This window comes from Citrobacter sp. Ce119 (assembly GCF_030334525.1).
Taxonomy (GTDB): domain Bacteria; phylum Pseudomonadota; class Gammaproteobacteria; order Enterobacterales; family Enterobacteriaceae; genus Citrobacter; species Citrobacter europaeus.
Window position 1 is genome coordinate 235,153 of sequence record NZ_JAOWDR010000060.1, and the last position, 18,320, is coordinate 253,472.

The window sequence follows — 18,320 nt, forward strand, 5'->3', positions numbered from 1 at the left end:
GATACTGCAACGCCTGCGTCAGCTCAGCATCAGCAGCAGCCTGCGGGGCGCTTTCCTTACCGGCGCATTACTGACGCTGAGCGTAAGCTGCGTCAGTTTGTACTCCTGGCATGAGCAAAGCTCGCAGATACGTTATTCGCTTGATGATTACTTCCCGCGCGTGCATTCCGCTTTTTTGATTGAAGGGAATCTCAACCTGGTTGTGGATCAACTGAATGAGTTCCTGCTGGCCCCCAACACCACGGTAAGGTTGCAGCTACGCAATCAAATAATCTCCCATCTGGATAAGATTGAGGTGCTGAGCCGGGGCTTGCAACCGACAGAGCAGCAGCAACTGGCGGTGCTTTTGCAAGACAGCCGGGCGCTGATGGCGGAACTGGATCGGGTGCTCTACAACCTGTTCCTTGTGCGTGAAAAAGTGAGTGAACTTTCCGCGCGCATCGACTGGCTTCATGATGATTTTACTACTGAGCTGAATTCACTGGTGCAGGATTTTACCTGGCAGCAGGGGACGTTGCTGGATCAAATCGAGGCCAAAAATGGTGATGCTGCGCTGTATCTCAAACGTGCCAGAGAGGTGCAAAACGAGCAGCAGCAGGTCTACACCCTGGCAAGAATTGAAAATCAGATCGTTGATGATTTACGCGACAGGCTCAATGAACTGAAGTCGGGTAGTGACGACGGCATGTTGGTGGAAAATCACATCCGCTATCTGGAGAACCTGAAAAAAACGGCGGATGAAAATATCCGTACCCTCGATGACTGGCCCAGTACGATAACCCTGCGGCAAACTATCGACGAGCTGCTGGAAATCGGCATGATGAAAAATAAAATGCCCGATACCATGCGCGATTATGTCGCCGCGCAAAAAGCGCTGGTTGATGCCAACCATACCCGAGAGGCAACGCTCGGGCGCTTTCGAACGCTGCTGGAAGCGCAGTTGGGAAGTAGCCATCAGCAAATGCAGATGTTTAACCAGCGGCTGGAACAGATTGTTCGCGTCAGCGGCGGACTTATTTTGCTGGCTACGCTGCTCGCGCTACTTCTTGCCTGGGGGCTTAACCACTACTTCATTCGTTCGCGGCTGGTGAAGCGTTTTACCGCGCTCAACCAGGCCGTGGTGCAAATTGGTCTTGGCAGAACGGATGCTACTATCCCGGTTTATGGGCGCGATGAGCTGGGGCGTATTGCAGGCTTGCTGCGCCATACTCTGGGTCAGTTGAGTGCGCAAAAAAATCAGTTGGAGCAAGAAGTGACGGAGCGTAAGGAGATTGAGTCCGATCTCCGGGCGATGCAGGATGAACTGATCCAGACGGCAAAGCTGGCGGTGGTTGGTCAGACCATGACCACGCTGGCGCATGAAATTAACCAACCGCTAAATGCGCTGTCGATGTACTTGTTTACGGCGGGAAGGGCAATTGAGCAGGGCCAATCCGCTCAGGCCAGAAGTACGTTGGCTAAAGCAGAGGGGCTGATTACCCGCATCGATGCCATTATTCGTTCACTGCGTCAGTTTGCGCGTCGGGCCGAACCGGGCGCGCCTTTGCATCCGGTCGACCTACGACAAACGTTCAGCGCTGCCTGGGAACTGTTGGCTATGCGGCATAAGCCGCAGCAGGGCACGCTGACGCTTCCAGACCGGAGCGTGTGGGTGGCAGGTGATGAAGTGCGTATTCAGCAGGTGTTGGTAAACGTCCTGGCAAATGCGCTGGATGCATGTCCGACTGCCGCGCACATAGACGTTCACTGGCAGGCTGAGGGCAGCCAGTTGTGCGTCTTTGTCTGTGATAACGGTCCCGGCTGGCCAGAGGCGTTATTGCCATCACTGTTAAAACCGTTTACCACCAGTAAGGATGTGGGTCTCGGTATTGGCTTATCGATTTGTGTATCGTTAATGACGCAAATGGACGGCGAACTGCGCCTGGCCTCGACGCCGGGTCATAATGCCTGCGTCGTTTTGCAATTTAATCTGACGGATGTAAACGATGTTGAGTGATGAATATTCTGTTCTGCTGATTGATGATGATGCCGATGTTCTCGACGCTTACACCCTGTTGCTTGAACAAGAGGGGTATCGTGTCTGCGCATGCAGTAACCCTTATGACGCCCGAAACTGGCTGCAGGCCGACTGGCCGGGAATTGTACTGAGCGACGTGTGCATGCCTGGCTGCAATGGAATTGATTTGATGACGTTGTTTCATCAGGATGATAATCAGCTGCCGATCCTATTGATCACCGGACATGGCGACGTCCCTATGGCGGTAGAGGCCGTGAAGAAAGGCGCATGGGATTTTCTGCAAAAGCCGATCGATCCCGGCAAACTGCTGTCGTTGGTAGAAGATGCGCTGCGCCAAAGAAAATCCGTGATTGCTCGTCGCCACTATTGCCAGCAAAAGCTCCAGGTTGAACTGCTTGGCTACAGTGACTGGGTCAATCAGTATCGCCAGCGCCTCCAGCACCTGGCTGAAACGGACATTGCCGTCTGGTTTTATGGCGAGCCGGGAACGGGGCGTATGACTGGCGCTCGTTATTTACACCAGCTTGGGCGTAATACCGAAGGGCCGTTTATCCGTGGGGAATTGACGTTAGAGAATGCGGGGCAACTGAATGACCTTATTACTCAAGCGCAAGGGGGAACGCTGGTCCTGAGCCATATTGAGTGCCTGACGCGTGAACAACAGCACCATCTGGTACATCTGCAAAGCCAGGAACGGCGTCCGTTTCGCCTGATAGGTATTGGCGCTACATCGCTGGTGGAACTGGCGGCAACCAATCAGATTGTGGCCGAACTCTACTACTGTTTTGCGATGACGCAAATCGGCTGCCAACCTCTGTCACAGCGCCCGGATGATATTGAGCCGCTGTTTCGACATTATCTGCAGAAAGCCTGTCTGCGCCTGAACCATCCCGTGCCCGAGGTTGAAGGAGATTTACTGAAAGGCATGCGGCGTCGTGTGTGGTTAAGCAATGTCCGTGAACTGGCGAATGCCGCCGAGCTTTTTGCCGTTGGTCTGCTTCCACTGGCTGAAACCGCGAATCCGCAGCTGCATCTGCCCGAACCGACACCGCTTGACCGTCGGGTTGAAGAGTACGAGCGGCAGATCATTACTGAAGCGCTAAATATCCATCAGGGACGTATTAATGAAGTCGCGGAGTATTTACAAATCCCGCGTAAAAAACTCTATTTACGCATGAGAAAATACGGGTTGAGCAAAGAACACTATAAGTTTTAGTGGCCAGGATCGGGGAGGAGGAGACGTTGACAGTATTTCGGTGGCGGCGTTAGCGTTCACCGAAATATGCGATGAAATTCCGGGTGATTATTGGGATGTTTCGCTTACCACATCAGATCATCAGGAATGACAAAATCAGCATACGGATCGTCTTCATCCTTCGCTTCCTGGCTCAGTTCGCAATTAAGCACGATATAGCTTGCATCGCGCTGGGCAATCTTGTCGGCGACGACTGCCGGAATGATGGCGTATTCGCTCTCGCTACCACTTTCAGCCGTCAGACGGGCAATGGCCAGACGGCCCTTGATCAACTGAGACTGGGTCACCTTATCAACATAGACTTTTTTGATCAGATTATTGTCAGTAAAGTTGTAACCAATATCGCCACGGGTAATGGTGATTTTATTCATTTCAATCAGTTGTTTGATCTGCGCTTTATACTCTTTAGACAACGCGGCCTGCTTTTGTTGTTCGCTGAGTTGCTTATCACGCTCGATCTGCGCTTTTTTATTCTCCTCAACCGCTTCTCTGGCTTCACGAGCCTGAACGCGCGATTTCTTAGCCGTTCTCTGCACTTTCGCCATTTTTTTGCTGCTGACCAGACCTGCTTTAAGCATCTGTTCTTGTAGGGTAAGTTTTGTCATTGTCGCTTCTAATCCAAAAAAATCGTTGTAAGGATTATAACCTCAACGTTCGGCGGGATGCCAGATAATGGCCGTGTGACAACAGTTACCTCCAGCAATTGTAACTGTTATGGGGCTGACTTTTTTATGAATCGTGTTGATAGTTACCCAATTTCTCAAACTTTAATAATATGCTAAATAAATTGAAAAAATGAGATAAAGATTCAATGAGGCTTTGTGTTACAGATGTTTGTATTGTCGGTTATAATCAAATAGAGTTATTTTGGCAGATATTCAATCTATAAAACAACCACTTGCTTCTTGATAAAATTTAAAGTGCAGCCTCTTAACGCCGATAACCATAATGAAAATATGGACAATGGAGGGGAGTAGCATGTGGTGGGTTTATCGAATGCCGATGAAAATGAAGTTAATAATCGCGCTACAACCACTATTACTGGCGTTATGTTGGTTTGCAGGTTCAGGAATATTGACGCGCATTGAGACAGAACGGCAGATGGAGAATATTGCCCAGCTGACAGCGCTCGCTCGCAGTGCCGGAAATGTGGTGCATGAACTGCAAAAAGAACGGGGAATGAGTGTCGGATTTCTGGGCGCTGCAGGGAAAACGTTCAAAGATGAGTTAAATGCACAACGGGCTTTGACCGATCGCGAGATTGAGGTTTTCGTGCGCTCGTTGTCCGATACTGCATTACCGGAAGGGGATGTTGCTACCTCTGTCGCTGCGTTTAAGAAAAACATTCTTTCGCTTGCCACCATCAGGGAAAATGTCACGCAGTTGGGGCTTCCAGCCGCAGATGTGGTGAAGTTTTACACCAACGTCATTGCTGATGTGCTGAGTTTTGTCGGCAAGTTGGGGCAGTTGACGGATTCTGGCGAAATGGCAAACGCATTCGCCGCCTACTACAACCTGCTGAATTTGAAAGAACAAGCAGGTATTGAACGAGCACTGTTATCAAATATCTTTTCCTCCGGTCATTTCGCCGAAGGACAGTTACATCAGCTCAGTGATGTCGTCAGTAAACAGAACGTCTGGCTGGCACAATCGTTGCGCCTGAGCTCGCCGGAACAGGCGGCCATGTTGAAAAATCGCTTACAATCTGCAGAAGCGTCAAAAGCCCTCTCATTTCGTGAAACCGCGTTTAGCCATGCCGCCAACGGTGGATTTGATGTCGATCCAACTGTCTGGTTTAAAGTACAAACCCAGCGTATTGAAGTGATGCGGCAGATAGAAAATGTGACGGCGAATCTTCTGTTGGCGAATGCGGAAAAACTTGCACAGGATGCACGAAAAAACTGGCAAATATATATGGTCGTCAGCTTGTTAGCGCTACTGGCATCATTGACCTTTGCCGGAGCCATCGCAGTCAATATGCATCGCCAATTCAGCGACACTCTGCGCAAGATTGCGGGTATGAATGGCGATCTGACTCAACGTCTGGCGACGCCGGGTAAAGATGAGCTTTCCTCACTTAATCGTGCCTATAACACCATGCTGGAAAGTATCCAGCATATCGTACAGGAGATTAAACAAGGCTCCGTGGTTTTGTCCGATGCCAGCAGCAGTATTACGGCGGGTAATCAGGATCTGGCCCAACGCACGGATGAACAGGCAGCATCAATAGTACAAGCCGTGGCCAGTATGGAGCAGCTATCAACGACGATTACGCAAACGGCGGATAATGCCCGTGAAGCGGAGCATCTGACAATCAGGCTGGAAAAAGAAGTTCGGCAGGCGAGCAACGTTGCCAGTGCGGCGAACCAGAGTATGGGGGATATTCGCGCTTCCAGTGAGAAAATATCGAATATTGTCACCTCAATTGATGATATCTCGTTTCAGACCAATTTGCTGGCGCTGAATGCGGCAGTGGAGGCAGCGCGGGCGGGAGAGATGGGCCGGGGATTTGCGGTTGTGGCCAGTGAAGTGCGGAATCTTTCGCAGCGTTGCGCCAAAGAAGCTAACCAGATCCGCGAGCTGGTTGCGCAGAATATGGTCAAAATTAGTGAGGGCGTTGAGCGGGTCACGGCGTCTGCTACCGCGCTGGAAGCGGCAGCGGACAATACCACCAGTATGAAGCAATATATTGCGGATATCGCGCGTGTGGCGACGGAACAGTCGCAAGGGGTAACCCAAATAAACCTGGCGCTGCGACCGATGGAGCAGGTTACTCAGCAAAATGCGGCGCTGGTTTCTCAGGCTGCGAGCGACAGCCAGCGGCTGGACAATCTGTCGGTCACCATGAAGGGGCTGGTCAATCGTTTTGTTGTCTGACATGACGCCGCTGTACCGATCCGGTAATTGCGTCGGATCGGTCAGTTGTCTTCATCTTTGTGTGATGATATGAAGCAAATATTGGGCGGGTTAAGAAAAGATTCCTGACATAGCAATCTTGTCGCTGGTAAAGTGAACAACCGATACCGAGATGTGGCCAGAAGGGAATTCCGTGTGACTGAACGTATTGATTATGAGACTGAAAAATACAGTTTTACTGAGGCGACTGAGAGTTCCCGCCTTAGGGGCCAGTGGGCTGATGTTATTACTGAATGTCGGGAATTGAAGGCGGGGCCGCAAGAACGTCTGCGTATTGCTTTATTGAATGTAGACTATGTGACCAGTTTTGAGCTGCCTTTCCGCTTGTTATTACTCCGTACTCCACAACTGATTGCCAGCGTGCGTGAAGAGTTGCAGCTTAGTCAGAAAAACGTCATCTTTAACGGCAAACGCTTTGGTTGTGTTTACAGCCTGAAAGCGAATCTCGACGGGATCCCGGATGAATTTCAATACCGTCTGTCGCATCGTATCCGACGCATTGGCCCTGCAGGTTCAAGCGAAGCGCCATATCAGCAGATTGCTAAAGCGGTAAAAGCGCCGCGTGAACGACTGAAGCTGGCTCTGGAGTCTGGTCTTGATGTCACGGCTCTGGATGGGCTTTTCTGGTTTGGCAGCCAACGTATAGCTGCTGACGTACTGAGGCTGAGAAAATCGGGGATGCGGATAGCTACAGAGCAGACGATAGTGTCCGACAATCTGACTGCAACAGTGAGGAATGTGCCGTTTTATCGCCAGGCCCTGTGATGAACTGACTGGTAAATGATTGGATTTAAGCAGGAAGCATTAATTTCAGAGTGTCCCCTGCAGGAATCGAACCTGCAACTAGCCCTTAGGAGGGGCTCGTTATATCCATTTAACTAAGGGGACGAAGCGGCACGAGTATAGCGTTTTTTCCTCACAACGGTAAGTCTCAAGCCGCCCGACTGCTCAAACAGTCACCATTTAGTCCTGTTTTTTCTGGTTTTTCTGCTTTTGCTCATCACGCTTTGCTTGCAACCTGGCTTCTTCCTTGCGTTTGTTGCTCATATCATTGCGGATCTGCGCATGGCTCATCAGCGCGAAGATAAACGTTCCGCCACAGATATTTCCGGCGAGCGTTGGTAGCGCGAAGGGCCAGAAAAAATCACTCCAGTGCAGCGTGCCATTAAAGACCAGATAGAGAATTTCCACCGAACCGACCACGATGTGCGTGGTATCGCCTAACGCAATCAGCCAGGTCATCAGAATAATGACCACAATTTTTGCTGCCCCGGCAGCAGGAAACATCCACACCATCGTGGCAATTAACCAGCCAGAAATAATCGCGTTAGAAAACATCTCTGTTGGGCTGTTTTTCATCACGTCCATACCGATTTTGACGAAAGCATCGCGGGTCTCTTCATCAAAAATCGGCATATGCTCAAACGCCCATGCTGCAACCCCGGTGCCAATAATATTACCCAGCAGAACCACGCTCCACAGGCGCATCAACAAGCCAAAATTGCCGAGGGTTGGGTTTTGCATCACCGGCAGTACGGCGGTGACGGTATTTTCGGTAAAGAGTTGCTGGCGGGCCATAATGACAATAATAAAGCCGAAGGTATAACCGAGGTTCTCCAGTAAAAATCCCCCTGGTACGCCTTCCAGTTGTACGTGAAAAATCCCTTTAGCCAGTAGCGAGGCGCCCATCGACAGCCCTGCAGCGATGGCTGACCATAATAGCGCCATCGCGTCGCGCTCCATCTCTTTCTCCCCATCCTGGCGGATATGTTCATGGATCGCCATGGCGCGGGAGGGGAGCCTGTCCTCGTCGACCTCAATCTTTTTACCCTCTAACTTTTCATCACTTTCGACCTGAAGCTCGTCGCTGTGCCGATCAATCTTTTCTTTCTCAATGTCATTCATAGCCGAATCCCGAATTAGCACGTATTGCTAAAGCGTAGCGGCTTTTGTCCGAAAATCAGCGGGAGAAAGTCTGAGATAGCAAAAATGGTAACGTTTGTTTTTATCGGGTTAGCTAGAATAGAACCGCCGCGGAGTGCGTATTACCAGGCTATGATCAAATCAGTAAGACAGGGTATATAGACATCATTTGACGTGCTGTTACAATCGCTCACATCTAAACAGGCGGATACGTCCTCGTTCCGTCATGGATGGCAATCAGCGATAGCCATAATACACAGGGAGACACTTATGAAGCTTCGCCTGTCGGCGCTTGCGCTGGGAACCACACTTTTGGTGGGGTGTGCGAGCTCCGGTACTGAACAGCAGGGGCGTTCGGATCCATTTGAAGGGTTCAACCGCACCATGTACAACTTCAACTTTAATGTTTTAGATCCATACGTTGTTCGACCGGTAGCCGTAGCCTGGCGTGATTATGTCCCGCAGCCGGCACGTAATGGTTTAAGTAACTTTACCGGCAACCTTGAAGAGCCGGCCGTCATGGTTAACTACTTCCTGCAAGGTGACCCTTATCAGGGAATGGTGCACTTTACCCGTTTCTTCCTGAATACTCTGTTAGGTATGGGCGGCCTTATTGACGTGGCAGGTATGGCTAATCCGAAGTTACAGCGCGTTGAACCGCACCGTTTTGGTAGTACGTTAGGCCATTATGACGTTGGTTACGGACCGTATATGCAGCTTCCATTCTATGGCAGCTTCACGTTGCGTGATGATGGCGGCGACATGGTGGATACGCTGTATCCGGTACTGTCCTGGCTGACATGGCCGTTGTCGATAGGCAAATGGACGGTTGAAGGGATTGAAACCCGCGCGCAGCTGCTCGATTCCGACGGTCTGCTGCGTCAGTCTTCCGATCCTTACATCATGGTGCGTGAGGCTTACTTCCAGCGTCATGACTTTATTGCGAACGGTGGGAAACTCAAACCAGAAGAAAACCCGAACGCGAAAGACATTCAGGACGATTTAAAAGAGATCGATTCCGAGTAAGGACTGATGAAAATAAAAAGGTGAGCTAAAAAGCTCACCTTTTTTATATCTGAAGAAAATCAGAATGCGTAGTTGAAGTTGGTACCGAACAACCAGGCTTTACCTTCAGAGTCGAAAGTATACGGGCCTTCTTTGACGGTCACTTTCTGACCGTGCATATAAGAGACGCCAACGTCGATGGACGCATCATCATTGAATGCGTAAGTCGTACCCGCACTCAGCCACAGGCGGTCCTGGTCAGGAATGGAGATGGAACGCTTGCTCGCAGGAACCGGGCTATCGTCATAGGCGATACCGGTGCGGAAGGTCCAGCTTTTATCCATGTAATAAGTGGTACCCAGCGCGATGCGGTAAGAATCCTTGAAGCCTTCTTCTTTATAGAACAGCGTCTGTCCGTTGGTGCCGGTTGCTTTCAGCTCCTGGAACTGGCTCCAGCTGGTGTATGCGATGCTGTAGTGAATCGCCCACTGCGGGTCTACACGGTTGTAGCCCGACAGTTCCCACATTTCCGGCAGGTTAAGCGTCAGAGAACCTGGGACTGTGGCATTGGTTGTTCCCCACGGGAACGCCGTGCCTGCGCCAGGTAACGCGTTGGCCTGAGTACGGATACCACTTTTATAATCGCCATCAAAGTCGATTTTGACTTCAGAGCGGTACGTTAAGCCATAACGGTTATTTTTATCCAGCTCATACAAAATACCGGCGTTCCATCCGTAGCCCCATTCATCACCTTTCAGGCTGGCGATTTTCTGGTCCACTTTCGGCAATGCAGCAGTTTGTTCGCCGGAATAACGTTCAATTTTTGCATCGGCGTAAACGGCATTAAAACCAACACCAAAGCTCCAGCTATCATTCAGTCGATAGGCTCCGCTCAGGTTCAGGTTGACCGTTTTAAGGTCGGTTTTACCGCCGTATTCGCCGACGATGTAGCTGTCGTTAAATTCGGTTGCCAGACCGTAGTTTGACGTGACAGATGCACCCCAACCAAACTGGTCGTTAATAGGCATCACGAAGTGAGCATTGGGAACCCACGCCGTAGGGGCGATGTTGTCCGCATCGGTGCTGCGTCCGGTGTATGGCGATCTACCGGAAATATTAACGTCTGGATCGATATACACCGCACCCGCAGAAAAAGTAGGGCGGTCAAACATCATAATCAGTGCCGGGTTACGACTGGCGTTACCTGCATCATCTGCAATAGCGCCTTCACCCGAATATGCCCGGCCAAGGCCAGAGGAAGAAAATTCGTTTAACTGAAAGCCTGCAGACCAGGCCTGTGTGGAGATAATTGCCACTGCGACTGCGAGAGCAGACTTTGTAAACAGGGTTTTCTGGCTCATGACCATAACCTCATTGATTTATTTTTATACAAACAATGTTACATACCGTAACAGGAGCGCGAAGTGTAGGGTCTGAGGTACGACTTAGAAATCAGACCAGTGCCGAGAGTATAGGTCGGACCAGCTGAAATGTTGCAAGTATGTTTATAAATATTTTCAATTCTGATCTCGGAAACGCGATCCAGCTGGCAAAATTGCGGGTATGCGCACTCACCTGTTTGGGTGATTTTTGTTTTAGATCATTTTTAAGTGTGATTTCGGTCACTTATCTCATTTCATACAATTAACGACTGGAGAGGCGAATAATGGGAGCGTAAAATATCCCCATCGTTTATCTGGCACCTCAGGTGCGAATACAGAGGAAATCTACAATGAGTAAATGCAGTGCTGATGAAACCCCGGTTTGCTGCTGTATGGATGTTGGCACCATCATGGACAACTCCGATTGCACCGCGTCATACAGCCGTGTGTTCGCGAATCGCGCAGAAGCAGAAGAAACGCTGGCTGCTCTGACTGAAAAGGCGCGTGGCGTGGAATCTGAGCCTTGCCAAATCACCTCGACCTTTACTGAAGTGTCTGAAGGTGTGCGTCTGGATATCGACTTTGTTTTTGCCTGTGAAGCTGAAACGCTGATCTTCCAGCTGGGCCTGCGTTAATCCCTTCAAAAAAAGCCCTTGCTGCCTGGTAGCAAGGGCTTTTTCGTAACTGTCAGTGATTATTCACTGTGTCTTAGCTCCCACTTTCTTTTCTCTCCGCTTGGCTAAATGTAAAAAATTGGTTAAGACTGTGATCAGGTCAGACCACTTATTTTTATTTTTTACAGGGGAGTGTTATGAGTCAGGCTTTACCGCTGGTTACCCGCCAGGGCGATCGCATCGCCATCGTAAGCGGATTGCGTACGCCATTTGCCCGTCAGGCAACCGCATTTCATGGCATTCCCGCCGTAGATTTGGGGAAAATGGTTGTTGGCGAACTGTTGGCGCGCAGCGAAATACCCGCAGATGTGATTGAACAACTGGTTTTTGGCCAGGTGGTGCAAATGCCTGAAGCCCCCAATATTGCTCGTGAAATTGTGCTGGGGACCGGGATGAATGTGCACACGGATGCCTACAGCGTAAGCCGGGCCTGTGCCACCAGCTTTCAGGCAGTGGCGAATGTCGCGGAAAGCCTGATGGCGGGGACGATTCGCGCAGGAATTGCCGGCGGTGCGGACTCGTCGTCAGTTCTGCCGATTGGCGTCAGCAAAAAGCTGGCGCGGGTGCTGGTGGATGTCAATAAGGCCCGGACCACCGGTCAGCGTCTTAAACTTTTCTCCCGACTGCGCTTACGTGACCTGATGCCTGTGCCGCCAGCCGTCGCTGAGTATTCTACCGGTTTACGCATGGGGGATACGGCCGAGCAAATGGCCAAAACTTATGGTATTACGCGAGAGCAACAGGATGCCCTGGCGCATCGTTCTCATCAGCGTGCCGCTCAGGCGTGGGCTGAAGGAAAACTGGCAGATGAGGTGATGACGACCTACGCACCGCCGTTTAAAGATCCTTTTGCAGAAGATAACAATATTCGCGGCAACTCTACGCTGGCCGATTACGCAAAATTGCGTCCGGCCTTTGACCGCAAGCATGGCACAGTGACCGCGGCGAACAGTACCCCGCTAACTGACGGCGCAGCCGCCGTGATTATGATGACGGAGTCGCGCGCGAAAGAGCTGGGACTGGTGCCGCTGGGATACTTGCGTAGTTTTGCCTTTACCGCCATTGATGTCTGGCAGGACATGCTGCTGGGACCGGCGTGGTCAACGCCGCTTGCTCTGGAAAGAGCGGGTCTGACGATGGCAGATTTAACCCTGATCGATATGCATGAAGCCTTTGCCGCACAAACGCTGGCGAATCTTCAACTGCTGGGCAGCGAACGTTTCGCCCGCGACGTGCTGGGCAGGGCGCATGCCACTGGCGAGGTTGATGACAGCAAATTTAACGTGCTGGGCGGATCGATTGCCTATGGACATCCTTTTGCGGCGACCGGCGCGCGGATGATCACCCAAACCCTCCATGAGTTACGACGTCGTGGCGGCGGTTTTGGTTTAGTGACAGCCTGTGCTGCAGGTGGTTTGGGTGCGGCAATGGTTCTGGAGGCGGAATAATGGAAATGACATCGGCTTTTACGCTAAACGTACGTCTGGATAACGTTGCTGTTGTCACCATTGATGTGCCCGGAGAAAAAATGAATACCCTGAAGGCGGAGTTTGCTTCTCAGGTGCGGGCCATTCTGAAACAAATTCGCGATAACAAAGCATTGCGTGGCGTAGTGTTCATTTCGGCTAAACCCGATAACTTCATCGCCGGGGCGGATATCAACATGATCGGTAGCTGTCGCAGCGCACAGGAAGCCGAAACGCTGGCCCGTCAGGGGCAGCAGATTATGGCGGAAATTAATGCTTTGCCGATCCCGGTTATCGCCGCGATTCATGGCGCATGCCTCGGCGGTGGCCTGGAAATGGCGCTGGCGTGCCATAACCGTATTTGTACCGATGATGCTAAAACCGTACTGGGTTTGCCGGAAGTGCAGCTTGGTCTGCTGCCTGGCTCCGGCGGTACGCAGCGACTGCCCCGTCTGATTGGCGTTAGTACCGCGCTGGATATGATCCTCTCCGGAAAACAATTACGCGCAAAACAGGCGCTGAAAGTTGGCTTAGTGGACGAAGTTGTACCGCATACCATTTTACTGGAAGCCGCCGTGGAACTGGCTAAAAAGGACGGTTCAGCTCATCGAACTCTGCCGGTGCGAGAGCGTGTGTTAGCGGGGCCGCTGGGGCGGGCGCTGTTATTCCGCATGGCCAGTAAAAAGACGGCGCAAAAAACGCAAGGTAACTACCCTGCAACAGAGCGTATCCTTGAGGTCATCGAAACCGGTCTGGCGCAAGGTAGCAGCAGCGGTTACGACGCAGAAGCCCGCGCGTTTGGTGAACTGGCGATGACATCTCAGTCTCAGGCGCTGCGGCACATCTTTTTTGCCAACACCGATGTGAAAAAGGATCCGGGAAGTGATGCGAAACCCGGCCCGCTTAACAGCGTAGGCATTTTGGGCGGTGGTCTGATGGGCGGCGGTATTGCTTACGTGACGGCCTGTAAAGGCGGCGTACCGGTGCGTATCAAAGACATAAACGCTAAGGGAATCAACCACGCGCTGAAGTACAGCTGGGAACAGCTTGAAACGAAGGTTCGCCGCCGTCATATCAAAGGCAGCGAGCGTGATAAACAGCTGGCGCTGATTTCGGGATCAACCGACTACCGTGGCTTTGCGCATCGCGACCTGATTATTGAAGCCGTTTTTGAAGATCTGGCCTTAAAACAACAGATGGTGGCAGAAGTTGAGCAGAATTGCGCATCTCATACCATTTTTGCCTCAAACACCTCTTCTTTGCCGATTGGCGATATTGCAGCGAACGCTGCCAGGCCTGAACAAGTCATTGGTTTACACTTCTTTAGCCCGGTGGAAAAGATGCCGCTGGTCGAGGTTATCCCGCATGCCACGACCTCTGAGCAGACCATTGCGACAACCGTTAAGCTGGCGAAAAAACAGGGTAAAACACCGATAGTGGTCAGGGATAAGGCTGGATTTTATGTTAACCGCATTTTAGCGCCTTACATCAACGAAGCTATACGTATGCTAACCGAAGGCGAGCGGGTTGAAACCATTGACGCCGCGCTGGTTAAGTTTGGTTTTCCGGTCGGGCCAATCCAACTTTTGGATGAGGTCGGAATTGATACGGGCACTAAAATTATACCAGTGCTTGAGGCTGCATATGGAGAACGTTTTAGCGCGCCTGCAAATGTTGTTGCTTCAATTTTGAATGACGATCGCAAAGGTAGAAAAAATGGTCGGGGTTTCTATCTTTATGGAGTGAAAGGGCGTAAAAGCAAAAAACAGGTCGACCCTGCAATTTATACGCTTATTGGCGTCCAGGGTCAGGGCCGGCTTACCGCCGTGCAGATAGCTGAGCGGTGCGTCATGTTAATGCTCAATGAAGCAGCACGCTGTTTCGACGAGAAGATAGTCCGCAGCGCGCGTGATGGCGACATCGGCGCTGTATTTGGTATTGGTTTTCCGCCATTCCTCGGCGGCCCGTTCCGGTATATGGATTCTCTCGGCGCGGGTGAAGTGGTTGCGACTCTGCAACGACTGACCACGCAATACGGCTCGCGGTTTACACCGTGTGAGCAGTTATTGCAGATGGCGGAACGCGGTGAAAAATTCTGGAATACTGGGGAAACTGACCTGAATTCATGAGGTCAAACGTAGGATGAATCCGCACTGAATGTATGGGTCTCGCTCAAAATGTAAACAGAGATTGACTATACTTACGTCGTTGAGGTAAAAAACAGCGTTTCATTCGGTGAATGGATAAGGCACAATGCCGGCCACCACATCGTTACCACGGTCAATAGGGGCTGCGGATAAAGGTGTCGGTGATTCTGGTTAACAAAAGCGGTGCAATATGCAAGTTTTTATCATGCGTCACGGCGACGCAGCCCTCGATGCCGCCAGTGATTCGGTTCGTCCCTTAACCTCTTGTGGTTGTGACGAATCTCGCCTGATGGCGAACTGGCTGAAAGGTCAAAAAGTGGATATCGAACGTGTTCTGGTGAGCCCGTTCCTACGAGCCGAACAAACGCTGGATGTGGTGGGGGAGTGTATGAACCTGCCAACCGGTGTGGATGTTTTGCCGGAGTTGACTCCCTGCGGCGATGTCGGTCTGGTCAGCGCCTATTTACAGGCTCTGGCCAATGAAGGTATCGCCACGGCACTGGTAATCTCTCACTTGCCTTTAGTGGGATATCTGGTGTCTGAGCTTTGCCCGGGCGAAACACCGCCGATGTTTACCACATCAGCGATTGCCAGCGTTACGCTTGATGAGAGCGGGAAGGGGACTTTTAACTGGCAGATGAGCCCGTGTAACCTGAAAATGGCAAAAGCGATTTAAAAAGTCTGGAATCGGATAAGGCGTAGCCGTCATTCGAAAAATCAAAGAGCCGCAAATGCGGCTCTTTCTGTTTTTTTGCATTACGGAAGTTCAGGCGGTAGCCACTCTTCCACTTCAATCAGCACCAGCAGCGCGGCGTCACCACCGTACTCTTTCGGCGCCTGATGAAACGCCATCACGTGCGGATGCTGCGCCAGCCAGAGCGGCGTTTGCTGCTTAAGAATATGCTTTCCGTGGCCATGCATCACGCAGGCACAAAACACATGTTCGCGACGACAGGCGGCAATCAGCGCGCCTAACTCCTGTTTGGCCTGCTGCTGGGTCAGTCCGTGCAGATCGAGAAACAGCTCCGGGGAGTAATCGCCACGGCGCATTTTTTTCAGTTCGAAATGGCTCACGTCGGCACGCAGGTATCTTACCGGGCCGTCCGTATTCAGCAGCGGCTGAAACTCGTCCGAGAAATAGTGGCTGGCATCAGCCTGCTCTTGTAGCAGCCTTTTAACCGGAACCTCGGCAATTTTTTTACGTGGGGGGCGGTGAACAATGGTGTCCTGTTTAATTTTACGCGTACCGGTCATCAGCTGGCGAAACAGCGTCTGATCCTCCTCGCTGAGCGATGTTTTCTTTTTCATTCGAGAGTCTCAACTTTTATTTTCCGCTAGTTTAACCCGACTCGGCGGGCATCCGATCGCTTAAAACGCAATTTTCGCTCTCAGGCCCTGTGTGAATGCTGATTTATCGCCGTCTTCGTGGCAAACTAGCCGCCGAATTTAATACGAGCATGCCCTGGAGGAATACGTGGATAAAATTTTCGTCGATGAAGCAGTGAGTGAACTGCATACCATTCAGGACATGTTGCGTTGGGCGGTCAGCCGTTTTAGCGCGGCGAACATCTGGTATGGCCATGGCACGGATAACCCATGGGACGAAGCTGTACAGCTGGTGCTGCCGTCACTTTATCTGCCGCTGGATATTCCAGAAGATATGCGTACCGCGCGTCTGACTTCCAGCGAGCGCCATCGTATTGTTGAACGCGTGATTCGCCGCGTCAATGAGCGCATTCCCGTTGCTTATCTGACCAACAAAGCCTGGTTCTGCGGGCATGAGTTTTATGTAGATGAACGCGTGCTGGTTCCGCGTTCACCAATTGGCGAACTTATTAATAATCGCTTTGCGGGTCTTATCAATGAGCAGCCGCAGCATATCCTCGATATGTGTACCGGCAGCGGCTGTATTGCCATTGCCTGCGCCTATGCGTTCCCGGAAGCCGAAGTCGATGCGGTGGACATTTCCACGGACGCGCTGGCGGTGACCGAACACAACATTGAAGAGCACGGCCTGATCCATCACGTAACGCCGATCCGCTCCGATCTGTTCCGCGACCTGCTGAAAGTCCAGTATGACCTGATTGTGACCAACCCGCCGTATGTCGATGCGGAAGATATGTCAGACCTGCCAAACGAATATCGCCACGAACCTGAGCTGGGTCTGGCGTCCGGCAGCGATGGGCTGAAACTGACCCGCCGCATTCTGGGGAACGCCCCGGACTACCTGTCAGATAACGGTATTCTAATTTGTGAAGTCGGAAACAGCATGGTACATCTGATAGAGCAGTATCCGGATGTACCGTTCACCTGGCTGGAGTTCGACAACGGCGGTGACGGCGTATTCATGCTGACCAAAGAGCAGTTAATCGCTGCTCGCGAGCACTTCAGCATTTATAAAGACTAAATACACGCGCACATACACAACACTCATAACGGAGCCGTGATGGCAGGAAACACAATTGGGCAACTCTTTCGCGTAACCACTTTCGGCGAATCACACGGGCTGGCGCTCGGTTGTATTGTCGATGGTGTTCCGCCGGGCATTTCTCTGACAGAAGCTGACCTGCAGCACGATCTCGACAGACGCCGTCCGGGCACATCGCGCTACACTACGCAGCGTCGTGAGCCGGATCAGGTGAAAATCCTCTCCGGCGTGTTTGAGGGCGTTACCACCGGCACCAGCATTGGGCTGTTGATTGAAAATACCGATCAGCGTTCACAGGATTACGGCGCGATTAAGGACGTTTTTCGTCCAGGACACGCCGACTATACCTATGAGCAGAAATATGGCCTGCGCGACTACCGTGGTGGCGGACGCTCATCCGCACGTGAAACGGCGATGCGCGTGGCGGCCGGAGCTATTGCCAAAAAGTATCTGGCAGAAAAATTCGGCGTTGAAATTCGCGGCTGCCTGACGCAGATGGGTGATATTCCGCTGGAGATCAAAGACTGGTCCCAGGTGGAACTTAACCCGTTCTTTTGTCCGGACCCGGATAAACTCGACGCGCTGGACGAACTGATGCGTGGGCTGAAGAAAGAGGGTGACTCCATCGGAGCGAAGGTGACCGTTGTTGCAAGCGGCGTTCCTGCGGGTCTCGGCGAACCGGTATTCGACCGCCTGGATGCCGACATCGCCCATGCGCTAATGAGCATTAACGCCGTTAAGGGCGTTGAGATTGGCGACGGATTTGACGTTGTTGCGCTGCGCGGCAGCCAGAACCGAGATGAAATCACCAAAGAAGGTTTCCAGAGTAACCATGCGGGCGGCATTCTGGGTGGGATCAGCAGCGGGCAACAAATCATTGCTCATATGGCGCTGAAACCGACGTCCAGTATTACCGTTCCAGGTCGTACCATTAACCGCTTCGGTGAAGAAGTCGACATGATCACTAAAGGTCGTCACGATCCATGTGTTGGGATCCGCGCTGTGCCGATCGCCGAGGCGATGCTGGCGATCGTATTGATGGATCACCTGCTGCGTCAGCGGGCGCAGAATGCGGACGTGAAGACCGATATTCCACGCTGGTAAGAG

15 protein-coding genes and 1 tRNA gene are annotated in these 18,320 nt (G+C 51.7%); 11 read left to right on the top strand and 5 right to left on the bottom strand.

Features of this window, described 5'->3' with window-relative positions:
- Position 1 precedes the first annotated feature (1 nt).
- Positions 2-1,996, top strand: coding sequence for a two-component system sensor histidine kinase PgtB (gene pgtB / locus OGV80_RS21425; RefSeq protein ID WP_193145567.1), 1,995 nt, complete (start codon positions 2-4; stop codon positions 1,994-1,996).
- Positions 1,986-3,233: a two-component system response regulator PgtA gene (gene pgtA, locus OGV80_RS21430; RefSeq protein ID WP_047409734.1), complete on the top strand. Its 1,248-nt coding sequence runs from the start codon at positions 1,986-1,988 to the stop codon at positions 3,231-3,233. The genes pgtB and pgtA overlap by 11 nt, the downstream gene beginning before the upstream one ends.
- A 104-nt stretch (positions 3,234-3,337) precedes the next feature.
- On the opposite strand, the gene OGV80_RS21435 is transcribed toward pgtA, so the two are convergent.
- Positions 3,338-3,877: a DUF2058 domain-containing protein gene (locus OGV80_RS21435; RefSeq protein ID WP_043017090.1), complete on the bottom strand. Its 540-nt coding sequence runs from the start codon at positions 3,875-3,877 to the stop codon at positions 3,338-3,340.
- Between the two features lie 373 nt (positions 3,878-4,250).
- Here OGV80_RS21435 and OGV80_RS21440 point away from each other — a divergent pair, with 373 nt between their 5' ends.
- A complete protein-coding gene (locus tag OGV80_RS21440; RefSeq protein ID WP_047409736.1) occupies positions 4,251-6,149 on the top strand; it encodes a methyl-accepting chemotaxis protein in 1,899 nt (632 codons plus the stop codon).
- A gap of 174 nt (positions 6,150-6,323) precedes the next feature.
- Positions 6,324-6,953 carry an ECs1377 family protein gene (locus tag OGV80_RS21445; RefSeq protein ID WP_043017088.1) on the top strand — a complete coding sequence of 210 codons (630 nt, stop codon included), beginning with the start codon at positions 6,324-6,326 and terminating at the stop codon, positions 6,951-6,953.
- A 51-nt stretch (positions 6,954-7,004) separates the two neighbouring features.
- Here OGV80_RS21445 and OGV80_RS21450 read toward each other — a convergent pair.
- Positions 7,005-7,076, bottom strand: a tRNA-Arg gene (locus OGV80_RS21450).
- 75 nt (positions 7,077-7,151) lie between these two features.
- Positions 7,152-8,093 (bottom strand): formate/nitrite transporter family protein, encoded by a 942-nt coding sequence (locus OGV80_RS21455; protein ID WP_043017087.1) that lies wholly within the window; start codon positions 8,091-8,093, stop codon positions 7,152-7,154.
- 288 nt (positions 8,094-8,381) lie between these two features.
- On the opposite strand from OGV80_RS21455, the gene mlaA reads away from it, so the two are divergent.
- On the top strand, positions 8,382-9,137 hold the full coding sequence (gene mlaA / locus OGV80_RS21460; RefSeq protein WP_043017086.1) for a phospholipid-binding lipoprotein MlaA: 756 nt from the start codon (positions 8,382-8,384) through the stop codon (positions 9,135-9,137).
- Between the two features lie 59 nt (positions 9,138-9,196).
- Here mlaA and fadL read toward each other — a convergent pair whose 3' ends face one another.
- The gene (fadL, locus tag OGV80_RS21465; RefSeq protein ID WP_043017085.1) at positions 9,197-10,477 is read right to left on the bottom strand and encodes a long-chain fatty acid transporter FadL; all 1,281 of its coding nucleotides are present in this window, start codon (positions 10,475-10,477) and stop codon (positions 9,197-9,199) included.
- A 371-nt stretch (positions 10,478-10,848) separates the two neighbouring features.
- Between fadL and OGV80_RS21470 the strand changes: the two genes are divergently transcribed.
- The 4 genes from OGV80_RS21470 (at position 10,849) to sixA (ending at position 15,461) form a co-directional block, all read left to right on the top strand.
- Positions 10,849-11,133, top strand: a complete 285-nt coding sequence (locus OGV80_RS21470) for a YfcZ/YiiS family protein (protein ID WP_003028186.1) — start codon at positions 10,849-10,851, stop codon at positions 11,131-11,133.
- A gap of 176 nt (positions 11,134-11,309) precedes the next feature.
- Positions 11,310-12,620, top strand: coding sequence for an acetyl-CoA C-acyltransferase FadI (gene fadI / locus OGV80_RS21475; RefSeq protein ID WP_043017084.1), 1,311 nt, complete (start codon positions 11,310-11,312; stop codon positions 12,618-12,620).
- Positions 12,620-14,767 carry a fatty acid oxidation complex subunit alpha FadJ gene (gene fadJ, locus OGV80_RS21480; RefSeq protein ID WP_080626274.1) on the top strand — a complete coding sequence of 716 codons (2,148 nt, stop codon included), beginning with the start codon at positions 12,620-12,622 and terminating at the stop codon, positions 14,765-14,767. Before fadI ends, fadJ begins: the two co-directional genes overlap by 1 nt.
- Positions 14,768-14,975: 208 nt before the next feature.
- Entirely contained in the window at positions 14,976-15,461 is a 486-nt protein-coding gene (gene sixA / locus OGV80_RS21485; RefSeq protein WP_003028179.1) for a phosphohistidine phosphatase SixA, read from the top strand.
- An 80-nt stretch (positions 15,462-15,541) separates the two neighbouring features.
- Here the strand turns inward: sixA and smrB are convergent, their stop codons facing one another.
- Positions 15,542-16,093, bottom strand: coding sequence for an endonuclease SmrB (smrB, locus tag OGV80_RS21490; RefSeq protein ID WP_003839296.1), 552 nt, complete (start codon positions 16,091-16,093; stop codon positions 15,542-15,544).
- Between the two features lie 166 nt (positions 16,094-16,259).
- On the opposite strand from smrB, the gene prmB reads away from it, so the two are divergent.
- Together prmB and aroC are read left to right on the top strand one after the other, a co-directional pair.
- On the top strand, positions 16,260-17,192 hold the full coding sequence (prmB, locus tag OGV80_RS21495) for a 50S ribosomal protein L3 N(5)-glutamine methyltransferase (RefSeq protein WP_043017082.1): 933 nt from the start codon (positions 16,260-16,262) through the stop codon (positions 17,190-17,192).
- Between the two features lie 39 nt (positions 17,193-17,231).
- Complete coding sequence (gene aroC / locus OGV80_RS21500; RefSeq protein WP_043017081.1) at positions 17,232-18,317, top strand: chorismate synthase; 1,086 nt, start codon at positions 17,232-17,234, stop codon at positions 18,315-18,317.
- Positions 18,318-18,320 lie beyond the last annotated feature (3 nt).

What these genes read in the sequence shown, in the direction of transcription:
- smrB (WP_003839296.1), bottom strand. Translation starts at nt 16,093, where the DNA reads ATGAAAAAGAAAACATCGCTCAGCGAGGAGGATCAGACGCTGTTTCGC.
- OGV80_RS21455 (WP_043017087.1), bottom strand. Translation starts at nt 8,093, where the DNA reads ATGAATGACATTGAGAAAGAAAAGATTGATCGGCACAGCGACGAGCTT.
- sixA (WP_003028179.1), top strand. Translation starts at nt 14,976, where the DNA reads ATGCAAGTTTTTATCATGCGTCACGGCGACGCAGCCCTCGATGCCGCC.
- fadJ (WP_080626274.1), top strand. Translation starts at nt 12,620, where the DNA reads ATGGAAATGACATCGGCTTTTACGCTAAACGTACGTCTGGATAACGTT.
- OGV80_RS21440 (WP_047409736.1), top strand. Translation starts at nt 4,251, where the DNA reads ATGTGGTGGGTTTATCGAATGCCGATGAAAATGAAGTTAATAATCGCG.
- mlaA (WP_043017086.1), top strand. Translation starts at nt 8,382, where the DNA reads ATGAAGCTTCGCCTGTCGGCGCTTGCGCTGGGAACCACACTTTTGGTG.
- fadL (WP_043017085.1), bottom strand. Translation starts at nt 10,477, where the DNA reads ATGAGCCAGAAAACCCTGTTTACAAAGTCTGCTCTCGCAGTCGCAGTG.
- OGV80_RS21470 (WP_003028186.1), top strand. Translation starts at nt 10,849, where the DNA reads ATGAGTAAATGCAGTGCTGATGAAACCCCGGTTTGCTGCTGTATGGAT.
- pgtA (WP_047409734.1), top strand. Translation starts at nt 1,986, where the DNA reads ATGTTGAGTGATGAATATTCTGTTCTGCTGATTGATGATGATGCCGAT.
- aroC (WP_043017081.1), top strand. Translation starts at nt 17,232, where the DNA reads ATGGCAGGAAACACAATTGGGCAACTCTTTCGCGTAACCACTTTCGGC.
- fadI (WP_043017084.1), top strand. Translation starts at nt 11,310, where the DNA reads ATGAGTCAGGCTTTACCGCTGGTTACCCGCCAGGGCGATCGCATCGCC.
- OGV80_RS21435 (WP_043017090.1), bottom strand. Translation starts at nt 3,877, where the DNA reads ATGACAAAACTTACCCTACAAGAACAGATGCTTAAAGCAGGTCTGGTC.